Source organism: Acinetobacter sp. N1-1 (genome assembly GCF_056711485.1).
In genome coordinates this window covers 1031434-1049664 of record NZ_JBWXUO010000012.1, presented here as the reverse complement: position 1 = coordinate 1049664, position 18231 = coordinate 1031434, and the positions used below count along the sequence as shown (strand labels likewise).

Genomic DNA, 18231 nt, shown 5'->3' with positions numbered 1-18231 from the left:
GCGACTTTTTTATTTACATCAAAGGGTCATTATTTTGATTCATAAATGCTAATTTCAACACGGCGGTTTTGTTCACGACCTGCTGGTGTTGCATTAGATGCAATTGGGTTTGAAGCACCGTTACCTTGTGCGTTAATTTTTGTGCTTGAAACACCTTGAGCCACTAAATAATTAGCAACAGCTTGTGCACGCGCTTGTGACAATGGAATATTAATACTGTCATTACCTGTATTATCTGTATAACCCGTCACTAAAATCGCACTCTTATTATCTTCAGTTAAAGTTTGTGCAACTTTATTTAACGTTGTATAAAAGTTAGATTTGATTGTTGACTGATTCGTATCAAATGTAATATTACCCGGCATAACAAGACCAACTGAACCATCAGAATTACGATTCACTTCAACACCTGTACCTGCCATTTGTTGACGTAAACGTTGCTCTTTCTTATCTAAATACAAGCCACTCGCTGCACCAACCAATGCACCAATTGCTAAAGCTCTATTGTTTTGAGCCGATGAGTTTGCACTTGCACGAGAAATACCATAGCCTGCTGCTGCACCAATTAATGAACCAATTGCAGTTTTATTATATTGACCAAGACCACTACTTCCTGTGCCATTATCCATAGATTGACAGCCTGAAAGTGTAAGTGCCCCAACCAAACCTGTAACGATTAATGCACGCATTGCATGACTCCTTTTTTATGTTTATATAGTTATTGAAATTATGAAGAGCAAAAGCCTCTTTTGAAATTGAGATTTTGTTAAAAAACCACACTCTTATTAACAATAAAAAACATCCATTAAAAATAAATATCTTCTTTCATCCAAAAAATTATGATTGGTATTATATCTTCTTAATTTTTTTCGAATAAACTTATACAATTCAAATTACTTTTGTGCTTTAACAAACCTAGGAAGCCCCATGCTATCAAAACAGAAAAAATCAGGCGTACTGAAAAAAATTACACGTGGTCTCACTGTCGGCTCAGTGATTACAGGCAACACACTGATTCATGGCTCTCCTATTTTGGCACTTGGCCTGACTAAACTCATTAAACAATCAAAAAAAGTTGATGAAACCAATGTTCAAATCACCAATAACTGGCTGACTATCAATAATTGGCTTATTGACAATATACTGTCAGAAACAAAATGGGATATTCGTATTGATCCATCTTTAGACTTACATTTAGATGGTCGATATATCATGACATCAAACCATCAAAGTTGGGTAGATACCACTGTAAATCAATATTTTGGGCGTACAAGAATGCCTCTCACACGCTTCTTTACCAAATGGGAGCTTATTTTTATTCCTTTTGTGGGTCAGGCCTTTAAAATTTTAGGCTTTCCGATGATGAAGCGCCATACAAAGTCACAAATTGCCAAGAATCCCGAATTAAAGCACCGTGATATGATGGAAGCAAGGAAGTCTTGCGAACAGCTTCTTAGCCAGCCATTTACATTACTTAACTACGTAGAAGGCACACGTTTTACACCTGAGAAGTATAAGCAGCAAAAATCACCTTATAAAAACTTACTCAAGCCCAAAGCAGGTGGTCTAGCACTTGCACTCAACATATTAGGTAGCAAAGTCGATGCTTTAGTCGACATGACCATTGTATATCCTGATGGTATACCAGGTTATGGCGAGTTTTGGTTAGGAGAAGTTCCACGCATCGTAGTACATATGCGTAAAATTGAAATACCTGATTGGATTCTAGAAGGCAATTATGAAGAAGATCGCGAATTTCGTGCAAAATTTTATCAATGGTTAAGCAAATGTTGGAAAGAAAAAGATGAACTTATTGATGAAATTAAAAAAGAATATCAAAATCCTACAGATTGATTCACCGAGCAAAAACCTACATGCCTAAAGCATCTAAAAATAAGTTTCATCGCATAGACCACAATTCGCTTACATGGAAAGCTTATTTGGTCTATGACATTTTCATGATGTTTATCATCATATTTAACCTCTTCTGTATTACCAGTGATGCTATTTTAATGAGCCATTTTTCACACTGGTTTTCCGTCATTACACACCATTCAGACGTGCTTGAGCACTATAAAACTCAGTTACATCCATGGGTTGAGCGTACAGACAGTTGGTTTATTTGCTTTTTAGTAATTGAGTTGCTCATTCGCTGGGGTATTGCCATTGTTGAAAGGTACCATCAAAAATGGTTCTTCTTTCCTTTCATTCACTGGTATGAAGTACTTGCTATTTTTCCTCAGTTACGTTTTTTACGCTTATTACGTGCAGGATTTATTGCTTATAGACTCCAAGAAATTGGGTATCAGGTTATTCCTCAATCATGGCAAGAAACAGGAAGATTTTACTATAGTGTAGTGATGGAAGAACTATCTGATCGTGTTGTCATTACATTAATCGATGGTGTAAAACAAGAGCTTGATACCAGCTCAACACATAAAGCAATTATTCATGACATGGTCAACCGCCATAGACCTTTATTTGCAGAGGCTTTTGCACAGGTTTTACAAGAAACGTTATCCACAGAGTTAAAGAAGCAACAAGTAAACCTCTCCAAAAATATGGGAAAAATTATAGAAGACTCTATTTCAAACACCCCAGAAATTCATCATTTATTAAGATTATTTCCAATTGTTGGTAGTCGCATTGAAGACCATATTAAAGTGATTGCAAAACGCCTCACTGAAAATGTTATTCAAGGTGTTATCTCTCCACTGACTGAGGGAGATGTAACAAACCCCAATTATACTTACCGTCTAATCTCCAACACTTTGAGTGAGATAAATATTAGCAATCATTCCTTAGAACAATTGGTTGAATCTATTGTCTATGAAAGTTTAAACTCTATACGCAAACAAGTGAAAGTAAAACAATGGCAGCAAGTTTTGCACACTAAAGAACACCAAGAGAATCTTTAAGTGTAACAACCTTAAAAAGACATACTAAACTTTATATATTATTTGAGACACACTATGGCTGATATACGCATTACCGGCAGAATGGTTAACTTTTCTAGATTAACCTTCGATACTAATAATCATGATGCTATTCGCCAGCAACTTCAGCAGATTCTTAGTGATACTGCATCACATGGGGCTACGGTCATTATAGATAGTACCGTCGAACAAGAGCTTATCGAACTCATACAACTACTACTTAGCCTTGACCTACAACCTATGGCCGTTATTGATGGCTTATTAACCAACCAAGCTAAGAGTATACAGTTTCCTATTTTACCTTCAGATCGTCCATTACAACGCATTAAACCAACAATTGAGCAAACAGTTGAAAATGATCAAGGTTTAGACAACAATACACAAAAAACAAACGTGTCTAACCATATAACTTCTTATCATAATGAAATGCTTCGTACAGGTCAGTGTTTAATTCAAGAACATGGTGATGTCATTTTAAATGCAAGTATGAATAGTGGCTCTGAAATTATTGCAAGTGGTAATGTTCATATTTATGGCGCTGCACAAGGGCGAATTATTGCAGGTGCTAGTGGTGAAACCTCTGCACGAATATTCTGTTCTAAGCTCAATGCAGAACTAGTTTCGATTGCAGGTACATACTGCGTTGCAGATGATATTCCTACACATGTACAAAAAAAATCTGTTCATATTTATTTAAATGAACATCAAGAACTTGTATTTGAAGCATTAGATATTTAAGGTATAACACCATATATTAATGAATTAAAATATGCGCTATAGCATCTTAAAAAAACAGTGACATAACAGGAGTGGATTAGGTGGCCAAAATTGTTGTCGTAACATCAGGCAAAGGCGGTGTGGGAAAAACCACAACAAGCGCATCATTTGCAACAGGTCTAGCCTTACGTGGCCACAAAACCGTAGTCGTCGACTTTGATGTCGGTTTACGTAACTTAGATCTGATTATGGGATGCGAACGCCGCGTCGTATATGACTTTGTCAATGTAATTAATAATGAAGCACGCTTACAACAAGCACTCATTCGTGACAAAGATATTGAGAACCTCTATATACTACCTGCATCTCAAACAAGAGATAAAGATGCACTTTCAGATGAAGGTGTAGCACGCATTATTGAAGAACTTTCTCAAGAGTTTGACTATATTATCTGTGACTCTCCAGCAGGTATTGAACGTGGTGCAATTTTAGCAATGTATCATGCAGATGAAGCGATTATCGTTACAAATCCTGAAATTTCATCTGTACGAGATTCAGATCGTATTATTGGAATGCTAGATAGTAAAACTAAGAAAATAGAACAAAATGAAGGCCGTATTCGTAAACATCTATGTATTACGCGCTTTAATCCTGAACGTGCAGATCGTCAGGAAATGCTAACCATTGATGATATTTCTAAAGATATTTTACGTGTTCCAACATTAGGTGTAATTCCTGAATGTAGTAGTGTTTTGCAAGCCTCAAATGAAGGTAAACCTGTTATCCTATATACCGAAACCCCAGCAGGCCAAGCATACGATGACCTTGTAGCACGTTTTCTTGGTGAGGATCGACCATACCGTCATATTACAGTAAAACCTAAAGGCTGGTTGGCACGTTTATTTGGAGCATAACAATGGCAGGATTTTGGAGTAAAATTTTTGGCAATGATGATCGCCAGAGTAGCGCTCAGACGGCAAAAGACCGTTTAAAAGTCATTGTTGCTTCTGAGCAAGGCTTAGGTCGTCGCTTAAGCCAAGATAAAATTGATCAGATGAAAAAAGAGATTATGCAAGTTGTAAATCGCTATGTACGTGGGGTTGATGAAAACCATATACAAATGCAAGTACGCTCTGAAGCTAATCTTGAAATGCTTGAAATGAATATCAATTTACCTGAAGATCGTTAATTTCAATACTGATTAGCTTATTACTCATTTTCAAGGCAAAATAACTTCTGTTATTTTGCTTTTTTTATTTGAGGATAAAGTCATGGCTGTCTCACAACCAGCAACATTCAATGAAGAATGGTCAGACGAACGTGTATATGCCTATTTAAACCACTTACCTCCTATTGGAGTAAATACAGACTATCACGTACTATATAATGCATATAAACATATGCGACCATATGACTTTGAGAGATTACTCAAAAAATTTAAAGAAGATGGTCGAAATATTGAGGCGACTGGTCCTCAAGGTGAAACAATTGCACAAACAATTAGTGCATTTCCCAAACACAGTACACCATTTTTAGAAATTTTAAAAAAATACAGTTAAAAAAAAGCCTCATCAGAATGAGGCTTTTTTTATTTTAAGTTATTTAAACACGTGATAAGTTGCATAAGTTCTTAAAGCAACATTCGATGACCAAGTTGTTGCTACACGATTTGCATCCCAACGATAGATACTTGTTCTGTCTGGTCTAAGACTTATTCCTAAACTACTTCCACCATTGCATTTACCACCAGTCTGTACATAAGCACCCTTATAAACACCACGCATCCAACGACGTGTAACAACTTGAACTGGTTGTGCAGAATAGCCAGGCTCTAAAGAGATGTTCCAACCAAATGTTGTTGTAACCGTTTTAGTTCTACTGTAGCCACCTGTAATACTGGCAGGAAGATACTTACCAACAACTGGGATTTTATCAAAATTTAATGTACCACCAACATTCCAAGCATAGGCTGTTGCTACTGCTTTGCTCCATTGATAATCACATCTTTGTACGCCTACGGTTTGACATTTATATACATCACCACGCCAAACCCAATCATCCCAAGTATTACGAGCCTGCTGTGTTATAAGTTTTTTGGTGTTATCACCCATAACTAGCGGTTCATTACGTGGATATAAACATTCATCAGCAAAAATCTGTGTAGATGTAATTGCTAAAAGAGATAGTGCAATAGATTTAATGTTCATGTGTTATCTCCTATTCTTATAAACCAAATACATCATCTACAGTGTTAGATACACGCCCCGAACTATCATCATTACTATTTTCAGATAGTTTGGTCGCATATGCACTTGATGAAACAGGAGTTACATCATATCCACCATTACTGCTCTTAATCATTACAGCTTCTGAGTTCACAGAAAATCCTGCAATTTTTTTGGCAACAGTTTGTGCTGTTCCCGCACCTGCTTTTGCATCAATAATTAGTGTCACACCCTGATCTAAATAATTTTTTAACTGTTTTATTTGAGAGTCTGATGGCGTTGAACTACTATCCACAATGATTGTGTTATATCCTGTTGATTGTATAGGAAATACACTTTTTAATTTGTTATATACAAAGCCTGAGTTACCATTTACCGTATAAATAATCTTTTGCTCAGGCTTACCATCATAATCAATCATATCTTCTGCAAATACGGATGTGCTTGCAAAAACCAAAGAGGAAACAAATAAAATCACTTTCCGATTAAATTTAATCATTTAAGTCATACCTCAAAACCGTCATAAGTAATAAATAAAATTAAATTAAAGTAAGCTACCCCAACACCCTAATGTTTAACTCAAAATCAAGAGTAAACATTTGACTTTAATTTAATTAATAATTATATAGAGTAAAATTATTTTTTTATTAGTATAAAATACCAAAATTAAGTCACTTAATTTAATAAAAATTGCGACTTAATTCACGTTTTAATTTTATTTTTATATCGAATATAGCTTGATAAATAAATATTATTCCACTTAATTTAGCTTATTTTTTTATAATCAATATCCTATATTCTATAGGCAAAAAATACCATTTGACCATATTTTACCCAAAAAACATCCATGTTGGTTAAATAAATATATAAAATGCCTGTATTGATATTTTATATATGCTATTAGGACTAGAATATTTTTTTTGATTCAATGAACAACACCAAATTTACTCTACAAGTCACATATCATTTTATGATCATAGATATTTTTATTTGGTAACGTTTAAATAAAAAGTATTGAACTACGACAATGTATTTTTGTTAGATTTTCTAAAGAAAATCTGGATCATTAAGTGTATGACAAACAATTGCTTAACATACACTTTTACACTACTTTCTTCTTATTTATGACAAAAAAACATACCATTACATTATAAAAACTCAACTAACTTTGAAAAATTTTCCTACTATTTATTACTCATCAAAAACATACCAAAAATAGTAAAAATACCTCCAGAGATACCATCAATCCACTTAACAGATCTTTGGTAAAGGGATTTACATGTCGGCAAAGAGAAAATTAAAGCCACTAATGTAAACCAAAGTAACGTTTCTAAAATAACAATAAGGAGTAAAAGTACATGTACATGCTCTAAAATTGGATTAGATAAAAAAAGTGATAAAACACTTCCAAAATAAATAATTACTTTAGGATTAGATAGATTTGTTGCAAGACCTTTTAGAAAGAAATAACTCATTTTTCGTTTTTGTTGTACTATCAATGTACGTTGATTTCCTTCTTCCTGAATCATTTTTTTCTTAGAAAATGCTGACTTTAAAAGTTGAACTCCTAACCAACACAAATATGCTCCACCACCAATAAATAAAACTTTTTTTAGCCAAACAACCTTTTCAAAAATAATATTTAGTCCTAAAAATGCCAAAACAGACCAAAAAAGCACACCGCATGTTACTCCTGCAACCACAGATAGAGCTGCTTTTTTTGAAGAACTCATTGCTGTTTGTGTTACAAAAAAGAAATCAGGTCCTGGTGTAAGTAATGCACATAAATTAATAAAAGCTAATGTCAGTAGTAATGTGATCATTTTTACAAAACCTGATAAACACGAATTAAGGCGAGATTTTATACTTTTCGAATAAAAGGTCAAATAAAAAGCCTCCATTAAAGAGGCTTTTTAGACTTAAACTAAAATTTCACGCTTACTATTTGGCCCTGCTCCACTTACTACACCATTTTCTTCCATTTGGTCAATCAGTCTTGCAGCTCTGTTATAGCCCAAACTAAATTTACGCTGTAAAGAAGATGCAGAAGCTTTTCTACTTTCAAGGACAAAAGCAACAGCCTGATCATAAAGTACATCACGATCTGATGCACCTTCACCATTTTCACTACTCGACCTTGTAGATGGTTCTTCATCATATGGTGTTAAAATCTCATCCACATAGTCAGGGTCACCACGCTCACGCCATGCATCACAAATTCGGTTAACCTCATCATCACTAATAAAAGCACCATGTAAACGCTCAGGTTCAATCTTACCCGGTCCTAAAAACAGCATATCACCATGGCCTAAAAGATCTTCTGCTCCACCTGCATCTAAAATAGTTCTTGAGTCAATTTTACTATTTACACGTAATGCAACCCGCGTTGGAATATTGGCTTTAATTAGACCTGTAATGACATCTACAGATGGGCGCTGTGTCGCAAGTAATAAGTGAATACCAGCAGCACGTGACTTCTGTGCTAAACGTGTAATCATTTCTTCTGCTTTTTTACCTACCTGCATGATCATATCTGCAAATTCATCAGCGACAATCACAATCATTGGCAAAGTTTGCAATCGTGGAGCACGTTCTTGTGTTGCTGAATCACTTGGCTTCCACGTTGGATCAATGAGATCTTCACCAGTTTCTAAGGCTTCTTTTACTTTTCGATTGTAATCAACAATTTTACGTACTTTTAAAAATGACATGAGCTTATAACGGCGCTCCATTTCATTAACACACCAATTTAATGCACTTACAGCATCTTTCATATCTGTAACTACAGGGGTTAATAAATGAGGAATATCATTATAATTTGCCAATTCTAATTGTTTAGGATCAATTAAAATAAGCCTTAAGTCTTGAGGTGTATACTTAAGTAACATCGACAAAAGCATTGCATTCACCGCAACAGATTTACCTGATCCTGTTGTTCCTGCAACCAACATATGTGGTGCTTTTGCCAAGTCTGTGAGTACAGGCTGACCTGAAATATCTTTCCCCATAGCCATACTAATCAGACCATTTGGATCTTTATACTCTTGCGTATTAAGCAGCTCAGTTAAGCGTACCATTTCACGACTACTATTCGGCACCTCAATACCAATATAAGGCTTACCTGGAATTACCTCTACTACACGTACAGAAGCCATAGACATTGAACGTGCAAGGTCTCTTGAAATATTAGTAACTTTCGATGCTTTTACACCAGGTGCTAAATCCAACTCAAAACGTGTAACAACAGGTCCTGGCTGTGCCTCAACAACAGTTGCTTTTACATTAAATTCTTGTAGCTTGATTTCAAGAAGTTCTGATAAACGTGCTAACTGCTCTTCTGTGAAATTTACTTTTTTATTTGGGTCAACCTCATCAAGTAAACTTTTTTCAGGCAGTGGAGATAACCCTCTACGCTTTTCAACCACTTGCATTGCTCTAGACATTGGGCGACCTGAAGCATCTGTAAGTGGTGCATCAAAATCAAACTCATCTTGGTCATCTTCAGGCTTACCTGCCGTTTCTTGCCAAGCATTTATGAACTCTTCTTTTGAAAGTTTTGTATCTAGTTGTGTTTGAATATTTGCTTGGACAAAAGCAGATGATTGCGCATAACTATTAACAGGCTTTGATACATTCGCTGGTTCTAATTGAACATTTTCATTTTTCTTTATAGAGGAATGGCTAGCAACTGGTTGCGAATCTTCCTTATCTAAAGCAAGTAACTTTTCAATATCATCAACATGGGAGTCATAATGAACAGATTGCGTCTGCGTATTTACTTTTTGGCTAGGTACACTCGATAATTGTTCACTATTATTAAAAGGTGTATGTATATCTGTAGCCGCCTCCTCTTTTGGCACAGTCTTTAATAAATCATCAAAGACCTTATCATCATCCCAATTTACATTTGATACTGTTGAAGTTAAGTTTGCCTTCAAATGTTCATCTTCAGATGCCTTTAACAATGCATCAATTTCTTTTTGTTGTTCATCTTCTGTTTTCTGGTCAGGTACTTTCCATACCTGCCCTGTCACAACCTTGCGCTCTTGGGCTTCAGGTATTACTTTACTTGTATCTGAAACAGGTGTTTCAAAGGACTTTAAAGATTCATGTTCAGCTTGGCGTACTATTAAATCATCAAACAGTTTTTCAGCAGTAGGATCTGTATTCGGTGCTTTTTTGAAAGATTCTTTTTTTTCCTGATGATCTGTAGTTTCTATTTCTTCATCACAATCGGTTATTTCTGATTGTTGAATTTTTTTTGGCGCTACCATTTTGTCATATGCAGCCTCTGTTTCAGGCACATTACGATAAAATAAATCTTGTAAATATTTAGGTGTAGCCTGCAACGTCGCCCATGTTTTATTCCACTGCACACCAAAAGCGAGCGTAAATAAAACGCCCCACAATACAAAAAGGAAAATACTTGCACCATAAATTGTGATGAGATGGGAAAGGCTCGAACCAAGTTCATACCCTATAATACCGCCAGAAGCATTGGTTAACGCATCTGTAGGTACATTCCAAAACAAATACAATAAGCTCGAAGTTGCCAATAAAATAAAAAACTGAGCCGCGTAACGAAAAGGTCGGCTTAAAAAGCTTCTCGGCCACCAAACTTGAATCGCTTCTATAAAGAAAAAAATAGGAATAAGTAAGCTTGCCCACCCTAAAAATCCAAACAGTAAATCTGCAATCCAAGCGCCTGCAACACCACTTGCGTTCGATACTTGTTGTGTATCACTTGAAATATGCATCCATCCCGGATCAAATGGTGTATACGTGACTGTTGCTAAGAACAAATAAATACCAAACGATACTAAAAATAATGTCGTAATTAAGCGCTGTGCATACACACTCGACACCGCAGTCATATACTGTCCTGTACTTGAAAAAACCAATGAATGTTTCTGAAATAAAGTTTAATACTTTTTTCAACGATTTAATTTTAATATTATGCACATGTTATACGAGAAAATATGCAACGCTTTGTTAGTATTTAGATATTAACATAACTAAAATCGATTTAGCCTATCCATAATATCAACATTTACAGACAACACAAAGATTCCTGTTTAGCGTATAATTTTATCAACGATTTATTATAAAGGAATACTTATGAGCGCTCGCCATTCGCGATTGATCATTTTAGGTTCAGGCCCTGCTGGCTATAGTGCAGCTGTTTATGCAGCTCGTGCTAACTTAAAGCCAACACTTATTGCAGGACTACAACTTGGCGGTCAGCTAACAACAACGACCGAAGTAGATAACTGGCCGGGTGATCCTGAAGGACTCACAGGCCCTGCACTCATGGAACGTATGCAAGCACATGCAGAACGCTTCGGTACAGAAATTCTCTATGACCACATCAATGAAGTTGACCTTAAAAACCGTCCATTTACGCTTAAAGGCGACATGGGTGAATATACATGTGATGGTCTAATTATTGCTACTGGTGCGACTGCACAATATTTAGGTCTTGAATCTGAAAAAGCATTTATGGGTCAAGGTGTAAGTGCATGTGCAACATGTGATGGTTTCTTTTATAAAAACCAAAATGTGATGGTTGTCGGTGGTGGAAATACTGCTGTAGAAGAAGCGCTATATCTTTCAAATATCGCAGCACATGTAACACTCGTACACCGCCGAGATAGCTTACGTTCTGAAAAAATCTTACAAGATCATATCTTCGAAAAAGAAAAAGAAGGTAAAATCTCTATTATCTGGAACCATCAAGTTGATGAAGTTCAAGGCGATCAAACGGGTGTAACAAGTGTTCGTCTAAAATCGACACTAGATGACTCAACTCAAAACATCGATGTTCAAGGCTTATTTATTGCGATTGGGCATAAGCCGAATACAGATATGTTTAAAGACCAACTCGAATTACGTGATGGTTATATTCAAATACATAGTGGTACTGCTGGAAATGCAACAGCAACTTCTGTACCGGGTGTATTTGCTGCGGGAGATGTCGCAGACAGCATCTATCGCCAAGCTATTACATCGGCAGGTTCAGGCTGTATGGCTGCACTCGATGCCGAGAAATACTTAGACAACATCGAATAAGATCAAAAGCCGTAGTTACTACGGCTTTTTCTTTCATACATACTGAAAATTATTAATACTTATATGAATAATATTCCACCATCACAATATACATTCCCCCTAGCTAAGGATGCAGACCCTGAGGGACATGGGCTCATCTGTTTTGGAGCTGACCTATCACCTGCAACATTACTTGAAGCATATACGCATGGATTATTTCCTTGGTTTAATGAAGATGAGCCTATTTGTTGGTGGAGTCCTGAACCACGTTGTATTATTTCACCACATGCCTATCACCCAAGTAAATCACTCCTTAGAAACATGAAAAAGCATGATTACACCATCACAATTAACCGTGCTTTTGAAGATGTTATTCGTAAATGTTCACTGCCTCGCAACTATACAAATGAAACATGGATTAGTGAAGATATCATTCAAAGTTATGTAAATATGTTTCAATATGGCTTAGGTTACAGTATAGAAGTATGGGAAAAAAACATTTTAGTGGGCGGTTTATATGGTTTAACCATTGGTCATGGCTGCTTTGGCGAATCTATGTTTAGTCAACGTACAGATGTTTCTAAAATGGCATTTTACGTATTGATGCTAATAGGTGCCGAGCAAAAGCTACCATGGATTGACTGCCAATTAGTAAATGATCACCTACTCAGCTTAGGTGCAACAACCATGACACGCGAAAATTACTTAAAATCGTTACAAACTGTTATAAAACAGCCTAGAATTGATTGGAAAAAGTATCAGGACAGTGTATTTTCTAGTAAGGACATTGCAAATTCACAGCAACTACTCACCAAGTAAATTAACTGGAGGGAGACGAATATGAATATATACACCCCGAAGTCCCCTTTAAGTACACTACAGTATTTTATTACACCCCCTCATTACTGTAGCTACTTAAATGCTCGACCGTCAAGAATGGTTTTTCTAGATCCTAAACAGCGGATAGATGTTTTAACACTTTCAGATCTATCTAGAACTGGTTTTAGGCGCAGTGGTGATTACATTTATAGACCTGAGTGCCACTCTTGTCGACAATGCTTATCTTGTCGTGTGCCTGTAGAACACTTTACGATGAATAGCCAACAAAAAAAGGCTTGGAAGCGTAATAAAGACCTAACAATGCATATCACACCTATCGATCAAGCGAATGAACAGCATTATAAGCTTTATGAAAAATATATTAATATACGACATAAAGATGGAGACATGTACCCTGCAAGTAAAGAACAATTTGAAAAATTTTTACTAAATACCTGCACAGAAAGTTTTTTTTTAGAACTATGGAAAGATGATCAACTCATTAGTGTTTCCGTATGTGATGCATTAGATGATGGACTTTCTGCTGTTTACACATTTTTTGAACCTGACGAAAATAAGCGCTCTCTTGGCGTGTTTGCAATACTGAAACAGATTGACTATGTAAAATCGCTTAATCTCGATTACGTATATTTAGGCTATTGGGTTCCTCACTCAAAGAAAATGAACTATAAATGCCAATATACACCTTTCCAACTACTTCTTGATGGGCAATGGCGCACCTTAAACAAGCAACTTTCTTCTGAAGAAATTATAAATTTAGGTGAATCTTTAATGACAAGCTATTCAGCAAATTGGAGCAAATTTTTAAATGAATAACATTTATCTTATATAAGAACTAAAATCATCACTACACAACTTAATCATAATTATTGCATGCTCTCGTGAACCATCAGCCTTTGGATAATAATTTTTCCTAAGATCAATCTGATGAAATCCAGCCTTTTCATACAGCTTTATTGCCGCTAGATTACTTTCACGGACTTCTAAAAATATTTGTATTGGATTATTCTTCAGTAAATTTAATGATTTTTCCAGCAAGCTAAAACCTATACCTTTGCCCTGATATTTAGGGTGTACTGCCATAAGAAGAAGGTTTGCCTCATCTAAGACAGGCTGTAATATACAAAAACCACAAACTTCCTGATTTTCTATATATACGGTAGCACTATAATTCTTTTGAGCTTCTGCAAACTGCATCAATGACCATGGATGTGACTGTACAGTTTTTTCTATTTCATAGACCTGTGCGACATCACCTTGTTCCATAAAACGAATCATAATAAGTTTTCTAATAAGACTTTTTGCTGATTATATCTATTTTAATTTTCTTTACTAGAATTAAAAAATTAAACACATAAAAAAACGCCCTAAAAGGGCGTTTTTTTACTTTTCAGTGATTATGCTGTTACTTTAGAAACAACACCAGCACCTACAGTACGACCACCTTCACGGATCGCGAAGCGTAAACCAGCGTCCATTGCGATTGGGTGGATTAATTCTACTGCCATTTCAACGTTGTCACCTGGCATAACCATTTCAACGCCTTCTTTCAACTGGATTGCACCAGTTACGTCAGTTGTACGGAAATAGAACTGTGGACGGTAACCATTTAGGAATGGAGTATGACGACCACCTTCTTCTTTCGCTAGTACATATACTTCTGCGTCAAATTTAGTGTGTGGCTTAATTGTACCTGGCTTAGCCAATACTTGACCACGTTGTACGTCTTCACGTTTAGTACCACGTAGAAGAACACCACAGTTCTCGCCTGCACGACCTTCGTCAAGCAATTTACGGAACATTTCAACGCCAGTTACAGTCGTTTTAACCGTGTCTTTAATACCAACGATTTCAACTTCTTCACCAACTTTAACAATACCTGATTCTACACGGCCTGTTACTACAGTACCACGACCAGAAATTGAGAATACATCTTCGATTGGCATTAAGAATGCTTTATCGATAGCACGCTCTGGTTCAGGAATGTAAGAATCTAGAGCTTCTACAAGAGAAATTACTGAAGATTCACCATATTCACCAGCATCACCGTTAAGTGCAGCTAAAGCTGAACCACGGATTACAGGAGTATCATCACCAGGGAAATCGTAAGAAGCTAGAAGTTCACGAACTTCCATCTCTACTAATTCAAGTAATTCTTCATCATCAACAAGGTCGCATTTGTTTAAGAATACAACGATGTAAGGTACACCTACCTGACGAGAAAGAAGGATGTGTTCACGAGTTTGTGGCATAGGACCATCAGTCGCAGCACATACAAGAATCGCACCATCCATTTGAGCAGCACCAGTGATCATGTTTTTAACATAATCGGCGTGTCCTGGGCAGTCTACGTGAGCGTAGTGACGAGTTGGAGAATCATATTCTACGTGAGATGTATTAATTGTAATACCACGAGCTTTTTCTTCAGGCGCAGAGTCGATCGCTGCGTAATCTTTAGCTTCACCGCCATAAACTTTTGCACAGATAGTTGCAATAGCAGCTGTTAAAGTTGTTTTACCATGGTCAACGTGACCAATTGTTCCCACGTTTACATGTGGCTTATTACGTTCAAACTTGGCTTTAGCCATGATGATCTTCCTTTATTAACTGCTCATAAGGGTCACTTATGAGCAATAGGTTTTTAACTCAAATCGAATTAGGCAATATAGTAATCGAAAGATTACTCGTCGTCACCTGATTTACCTGTTTGGAATTTAGTAATGATGCCTTCAGCCACATTACGTGGAGTTTCAGCATATTTTGCAAATTCCATAGAGTAAGTTGCACGACCTTGAGACATAGAACGCATATGTGTTGCGTAACCAAACATCTCAGCAAGTGGAACCTCAGCACGAATGGCTTTTGTACCACCAGGTAAGTCGTCCATACCTTGAACCATACCACGACGACGGTTTAAGTCGCCCATGATATCGCCCATGTAGTCTTCTGGAGTTTCCACTTCAACTTTCATAACAGGTTCAAGAAGAACAGGGTCTGCTTTCATGAAACCGTCACGGAATGCGTAAGAACCTGCCATTTTGAACGACAATTCATCAGAATCGACATCATGGTAAGAACCATCAAATAATGTCGCTTTGATGCCTACAACTGGGTAACCAGCAAGGACACCATTCTTCATACGCTCTTGGATACCTTTATCCACAGCGCCAAAGAACTCTTTAGGTACTACACCACCAACAACTTCTTCAGCAAATTCATATTCTTTATCGCCTTCAGGATCCATTGGCTCTAAACGAACATATACATGACCGAATTTACCTTTACCACCTGTTTGACGAACAAATTTACCTTCTTGTTCAATTGTTTTACGAATTGTTTCACGGTAAGCAACCATTGGTTTACCAATATTTGCTTCAACACCGAATTCACGCTTCATACGGTCAACAATGATGTCAAGGTGAAGCTCACCCATACCAGCAATAATTGTTTGACCAGATTCTTCATCTGTACGTACACGGAATGAAGGATCTTCTTTTGCTAAGCGACCTAAAGCAACTGACATTTTTTCTTGGTCAGCTTTTGTTTTTGGTTCAACAGCAAGTGCGATTACTGGATCAGGGAATTCCATACGCTCAAGTGTAATGATGTTCTTTTCATCACACAGTGTATCACCAGTTGTTACGTCTTTTAGACCAACACATGCAGCAATATCGCCCGCACGGATTTCGTCTAAATCTTGACGTTGATCTGCGTGCATTTGTACGATACGGCCAACACGTTCACGCTTAGATTTAACTGGGTTAAATACAGGATCACCTTGTTTAAGAACACCTGAGTAAACACGGATGAACGTTAAGTTACCTACGAATTTGTCATTCATGATTTTGAATGCAAGCGCAGAGAACGGAACATCATCAGATGCTTCACGTGTTGCTTCAGTTTCAGCTTTATCGTCTAAAATACCGCGAATTGCTTGTACTTCAGTTGGAGATGGTAAATATTCAATTACAGCATCCAACATACGTTGAACACCTTTGTTTTTGAATGCAGAACCACAAAGCATTACTTGAATTTCAGATGCTAGTGTACGTGCACGTAAACCTTGCATGATCTCTTCTTTAGAAAGATCACCTTCTTCAAGGTATTTGTCCATGAGTTCTTCAGAAGCTTCTGCTGCTGCTTCAACCATGTTTACACGCCATTCTTGAGCAGTATCAACAAGATCAGCTGGAATTTCACCTAGGTCGAATTTCATGCCTTGAGATTCTTCATCCCAAATAATTGCTTTCATTTCGAGAAGGTCAACAACACCAGTAAATGTATCCTCTGCACCGATTGGAATTACGATAGGTACAGGGTTTCCACCAAGGCGTGTTTTCATCTGTTCAACAACACGGAAGAAGTTTGCACCTGTACGGTCCATCTTATTCACGAATGCTAAACGAGGTACTTTATATTTGTTTGCTTGACGCCATACAGTTTCAGACTGAGGCTGAACACCACCAACTGCACAGTAAACCATGCAAGCACCGTCAAGTACACGCATAGAACGTTCAACTTCAATTGTGAAGTCAACGTGTCCCGGTGTATCAATTACGTTGATACGGTGTTGTTTAAATTGGTTAGCCATACCAGACCAGAAACAAGTCGTCGCAGCTGAGGTAATTGTAATACCGCGCTCTTGCTCTTGTGCCATCCAGTCCATCGTTGCAGCACCGTCATGTACTTCACCAATTTTGTGAGATACACCAGTGTAATACAAGATACGCTCTGTAGTTGTAGTTTTACCTGCGTCAATATGTGCAGAAATACCGATGTTACGGTATTGAGAAATAGGAGTTTGACGAGCCATGATGTTTTACATTCCTAATGTTATTTATAAAACAGGACGCATTAAGTTTAAATAACTTAATGCGTTCAAATATTAAAAATACAAGTATTTTTAATATTATTTTTTTGAAGGCCTGTTTTATCCGCTTAGAAACGGTAATGAGAGAAGGCTTTGTTAGCTTCAGCCATACGGTGCACGTCTTCACGTTTTTTAGTTGCAGCACCTTTGCCTTCAGCCGCATCAAGCAACTCGCCAGCAAGACGTAAAGCCATAGTTTTTTCAGAACGCTTTGCAGCAGCGTCTACTAACCAACGCATAGCTAGAGCAGTACGACGGGATGGGCGCACTTCCATAGGTACTTGGTATGTAGCACCACCAACACGGCGAGCTTTTACTTCGACCATAGGACGAACTTTTTCAAGAGTAGCCTCGAAAAATTCAACTGGGTCTACTTTGTTTTTTTCTTGAACACGGTCTAAAGCACCGTAAACAATGCTTTCTGCAATCGATTTTTTACCGTCTTGCATAACGTGGTTCATGAATTTAGCGATTGTTTGGCTACCGAACTTAGGATCCGGAAGGATTTCACGGGCAGCGACTACGCGACGTCTTGGCATTTTAATACACCTAATAATATGACACTTCAGGATGATCCAGCAGTTTGTGCAAAGTG

Annotated in this window: 18 protein-coding genes; 9 read left to right on the top strand and 9 right to left on the bottom strand. The window is 37.1% G+C overall.

Features of this window, described 5'->3' with window-relative positions:
• Positions 1–29: 29 nt before the first annotated feature.
• Positions 30–689: a YiaD family glycine zipper/OmpA-like lipoprotein gene (locus AC1MPL_RS05220; protein ID WP_479764765.1), complete on the bottom strand. Its 660-nt coding sequence runs from the start codon at positions 687–689 to the stop codon at positions 30–32.
• 238 nt (positions 690–927) lie between these two features.
• Here AC1MPL_RS05220 and AC1MPL_RS05215 point away from each other — a divergent pair, with 238 nt between their 5' ends.
• From AC1MPL_RS05215 to AC1MPL_RS05190, 6 genes are all read left to right on the top strand, one after another.
• The gene (locus AC1MPL_RS05215) at positions 928–1854 is read left to right on the top strand and encodes an acyltransferase (RefSeq protein ID WP_479764763.1); all 927 of its coding nucleotides are present in this window, start codon (positions 928–930) and stop codon (positions 1852–1854) included.
• A gap of 20 nt (positions 1855–1874) precedes the next feature.
• Positions 1875–2918, top strand: a complete 1044-nt coding sequence (locus AC1MPL_RS05210) for a preprotein translocase subunit SecA (RefSeq protein ID WP_479764761.1) — start codon at positions 1875–1877, stop codon at positions 2916–2918.
• 54 nt (positions 2919–2972) lie between these two features.
• Positions 2973–3674, top strand: a complete 702-nt coding sequence (minC, locus tag AC1MPL_RS05205; RefSeq protein WP_479764759.1) for a septum site-determining protein MinC — start codon at positions 2973–2975, stop codon at positions 3672–3674.
• Between the two features lie 80 nt (positions 3675–3754).
• On the top strand, positions 3755–4567 hold the full coding sequence (minD, locus tag AC1MPL_RS05200) for a septum site-determining protein MinD (protein ID WP_479764758.1): 813 nt from the start codon (positions 3755–3757) through the stop codon (positions 4565–4567).
• Between the two features lie 2 nt (positions 4568–4569).
• A complete protein-coding gene (gene minE, locus AC1MPL_RS05195; protein WP_479764756.1) occupies positions 4570–4842 on the top strand; it encodes a cell division topological specificity factor MinE in 273 nt (90 codons plus the stop codon).
• Between the two features lie 82 nt (positions 4843–4924).
• Positions 4925–5212: a PA4642 family protein gene (locus tag AC1MPL_RS05190; RefSeq protein WP_479764754.1), complete on the top strand. Its 288-nt coding sequence runs from the start codon at positions 4925–4927 to the stop codon at positions 5210–5212.
• A gap of 39 nt (positions 5213–5251) precedes the next feature.
• Here the strand turns inward: AC1MPL_RS05190 and AC1MPL_RS05185 are convergent, their stop codons facing one another.
• The 4 genes from AC1MPL_RS05185 to AC1MPL_RS05170 all read right to left on the bottom strand — a co-directional run bounded on the left by AC1MPL_RS05185 (position 5252) and on the right by AC1MPL_RS05170 (position 10752).
• Positions 5252–5860, bottom strand: coding sequence for a hypothetical protein (locus AC1MPL_RS05185; RefSeq protein WP_479764752.1), 609 nt, complete (start codon positions 5858–5860; stop codon positions 5252–5254).
• 16 nt (positions 5861–5876) lie between these two features.
• Positions 5877–6377 carry a hypothetical protein gene (locus tag AC1MPL_RS05180; RefSeq protein WP_479764750.1) on the bottom strand — a complete coding sequence of 167 codons (501 nt, stop codon included), beginning with the start codon at positions 6375–6377 and terminating at the stop codon, positions 5877–5879.
• A 685-nt stretch (positions 6378–7062) separates the two neighbouring features.
• Positions 7063–7701: a LysE family transporter gene (locus tag AC1MPL_RS05175; RefSeq protein WP_479764748.1), complete on the bottom strand. Its 639-nt coding sequence runs from the start codon at positions 7699–7701 to the stop codon at positions 7063–7065.
• A gap of 96 nt (positions 7702–7797) precedes the next feature.
• Positions 7798–10752 carry a DNA translocase FtsK gene (locus AC1MPL_RS05170; RefSeq protein WP_479764746.1) on the bottom strand — a complete coding sequence of 985 codons (2955 nt, stop codon included), beginning with the start codon at positions 10750–10752 and terminating at the stop codon, positions 7798–7800.
• Between the two features lie 244 nt (positions 10753–10996).
• On the opposite strand from AC1MPL_RS05170, the gene trxB reads away from it, so the two are divergent.
• The 3 genes from trxB (at position 10997) to AC1MPL_RS05155 (ending at position 13582) form a co-directional block, all read left to right on the top strand.
• Entirely contained in the window at positions 10997–11947 is a 951-nt protein-coding gene (gene trxB, locus AC1MPL_RS05165) for a thioredoxin-disulfide reductase (protein ID WP_479764744.1), read from the top strand.
• 63 nt (positions 11948–12010) lie between these two features.
• Complete coding sequence (gene aat / locus AC1MPL_RS05160) at positions 12011–12745, top strand: leucyl/phenylalanyl-tRNA--protein transferase (RefSeq protein ID WP_479764742.1); 735 nt, start codon at positions 12011–12013, stop codon at positions 12743–12745.
• 21 nt (positions 12746–12766) lie between these two features.
• Positions 12767–13582: an arginyltransferase gene (locus AC1MPL_RS05155; RefSeq protein WP_479764741.1), complete on the top strand. Its 816-nt coding sequence runs from the start codon at positions 12767–12769 to the stop codon at positions 13580–13582.
• A 3-nt stretch (positions 13583–13585) separates the two neighbouring features.
• On the opposite strand, the gene rimI is transcribed toward AC1MPL_RS05155, so the two are convergent.
• The 4 genes from rimI to rpsG all read right to left on the bottom strand — a co-directional run bounded on the left by rimI (position 13586) and on the right by rpsG (position 18175).
• Positions 13586–14044, bottom strand: a complete 459-nt coding sequence (rimI, locus tag AC1MPL_RS05150; protein ID WP_479764739.1) for a ribosomal protein S18-alanine N-acetyltransferase — start codon at positions 14042–14044, stop codon at positions 13586–13588.
• Between the two features lie 119 nt (positions 14045–14163).
• Complete coding sequence (gene tuf, locus AC1MPL_RS05145; RefSeq protein WP_479764738.1) at positions 14164–15354, bottom strand: elongation factor Tu; 1191 nt, start codon at positions 15352–15354, stop codon at positions 14164–14166.
• A gap of 92 nt (positions 15355–15446) precedes the next feature.
• On the bottom strand, positions 15447–17579 hold the full coding sequence (gene fusA / locus AC1MPL_RS05140; protein WP_479764736.1) for an elongation factor G: 2133 nt from the start codon (positions 17577–17579) through the stop codon (positions 15447–15449).
• Positions 17580–17704: 125 nt separating this feature from the next.
• Entirely contained in the window at positions 17705–18175 is a 471-nt protein-coding gene (gene rpsG / locus AC1MPL_RS05135; RefSeq protein WP_237412429.1) for a 30S ribosomal protein S7, read from the bottom strand.
• Positions 18176–18231: the final 56 nt, after the last annotated feature.